Below are 1,898 nucleotides of genomic sequence, written 5' to 3'. Positions count from 1 at the left end.
GTCCGGCGTTTGAGGACAAGGCCCGTTCAGGGCCGTAGGGGGGTCTGGGGGCGCAGCCCCCAGGAACGGGATGGGAACGGGTAAGGGCGGCGGGGGCGAAAAGAATGCCCTCCTGCGACGCGGACCTCGTTTACGCCCCGGTCGCGCTCCGGCGATCAGATCGGAGCCATCTCCGAAACATTCGATGCCCTACGCCTCGCTCAATCGAGTTCCCGGGTATCAACCCCAGGCGGCTCTGGCCTGCCAGTACTGCCATTCACACCATCGAATGTTTCGTAACAGATACCGAAACTATTGACAGCTCACACGACCCGGCCAACACTGTCGCGGCATGGACATGGCATCCACACGCACACCCGCATCCGCATCCGCACCCGCATCCGCCTCGCGGCTCAGACTGCTCCTCAGCGGCGTCTGCACCATGCTGCTGGTCGCCGTCGCCGCTCTGGCCCTGCCCGGTACCGCTCAGGCCGCCACGGTCATCACCACCAACCAGACCGGCACCAACAACGGCTACTACTACTCGTTCTGGACCGACGCGCCGGGCACCGTCTCCATGACCCTGAACTCCGGCGGCAACTACAGCACCGCGTGGAGCAACACCGGGAACTTCGTGGCCGGCAAGGGCTGGAGCAACGGCTCGCGCAGGACGGTCACCTACTCGGGCAGCTTCAACCCGTCCGGGAACGCCTATCTGACGCTGTACGGCTGGACGTCCAACCCGCTGGTCGAGTACTACGTCGTCGACAACTGGGGCACCTACCGGCCCACGGGGACGTACAAGGGGACCGTCACCAGCGACGGCGGGACGTACGACATCTACCAGACCACCCGGTACAACGCCCCGTCCGTGGAAGGCACCCGCACCTTCAACCAGTACTGGAGCGTCCGGCAGTCGAAGCGGACCGGCGGCACCATCACCACCGGCAACCACTTCGACGCCTGGGCCCGCGCCGGAATGCCTCTGGGCGGCTTCAGTTACTACATGATCCTCGCGACCGAGGGTTACCAGAGCAGCGGCAACTCCAACATCACGGTGGGCTAGCGATGACCTTCACGCCTCTCATGCCCCTCGGGAAAGCAAGGCGTCTTTCGTTACTGACCGCCGCCGCCCTGGCCGCCGCCACCGCTCTCACCGGCCACACCGCCACCCCCGCACAGGCCGCCGTCTGCAACGGGTACGTCGGGCTCACGTTCGACGACGGTCCGTCCGGCAATACGACGGCCCTGCTGGGTGCCCTCACGGGGAACGGGCTGCGGGCCACGATGTTCAACCAGGGCCAGTACGCCGCGGCGAACCCGGCTCTGGTGCGGGCCCAGGTGAACGCCGGGATGTGGGTGGGCAACCACAGCTACACCCATCCGCATCTGACCCAGCTCGGGCAGGCGCAGATCGACTCCGAGATCGCCCGGACCCAGCAGGCAGTCGCGGGGGCCGGTGGCGGTACCCCGGTGCTGTTCCGACCGCCGTACGGGGAGACCAACGCGACGGTGAAGGCGGTCGCGGCGAAGTACGGCCTGACCCAGATCATCTGGGACGTGGACTCACAGGACTGGAACGGGGCGAGCGCCGACGCGATCGTGCAGGCCGCTGCGCGACTCACCAGCGGGCAGGTGATTCTCATGCACGACTGGTCGGCAAACACCCTGGCCGCGATTCCGCGCATCGCACAGGGCTTGGCCGGTCGGGGCCTGTGCGCCGGGAAGATCTCCCCGACGACCGGGCGGGCCATGGCGCCGTAGGGGCTCCGAACACGCCGGACGGGCTAGATCTTCTAGCCCGTCCGGCGCTTGAGGACGGAGGGCCGTCATCCAGCCCGTCCGGCGTTTGAGGACGAGGCCGTTCAGGCCGAAAGGGGGGTCTGGGGGCGCAGCCCCCAGGGGATGGGAACGGGTAA

At 67.4% G+C, this 1,898-nt stretch carries 2 protein-coding genes; both read left to right on the top strand.

Features of this window, described 5'->3' with window-relative positions; translation table 11 throughout:
* Positions 1–331: 331 nt before the first annotated feature.
* Positions 332–1,045 (top strand): glycoside hydrolase family 11 protein, encoded by a 714-nt coding sequence (locus ACWCRB_RS49675; RefSeq protein ID WP_451002355.1) that lies wholly within the window; start codon positions 332–334, stop codon positions 1,043–1,045.
* 2 nt (positions 1,046–1,047) lie between these two features.
* Positions 1,048–1,743, top strand: coding sequence for a polysaccharide deacetylase family protein (locus tag ACWCRB_RS49670; RefSeq protein ID WP_451002354.1), 696 nt, complete (start codon positions 1,048–1,050; stop codon positions 1,741–1,743).
* The last annotated feature ends 155 nt before the right edge of the window (positions 1,744–1,898 follow it).

This window comes from Streptomyces sp. NPDC002156, assembly GCF_053593675.1.
Note: the sequence above shows the minus strand (reverse complement) of the source record. Positions and strands in the feature narration are given on the sequence as shown.

Coding starts and splice junctions, on each gene's coding strand:
- ACWCRB_RS49675 (WP_451002355.1), top strand. CDS start 332: ATGGACATGGCATCCACACGCACACCCGCATCCGCATCCGCACCCGCA.
- ACWCRB_RS49670 (WP_451002354.1), top strand. CDS start 1,048: ATGACCTTCACGCCTCTCATGCCCCTCGGGAAAGCAAGGCGTCTTTCG.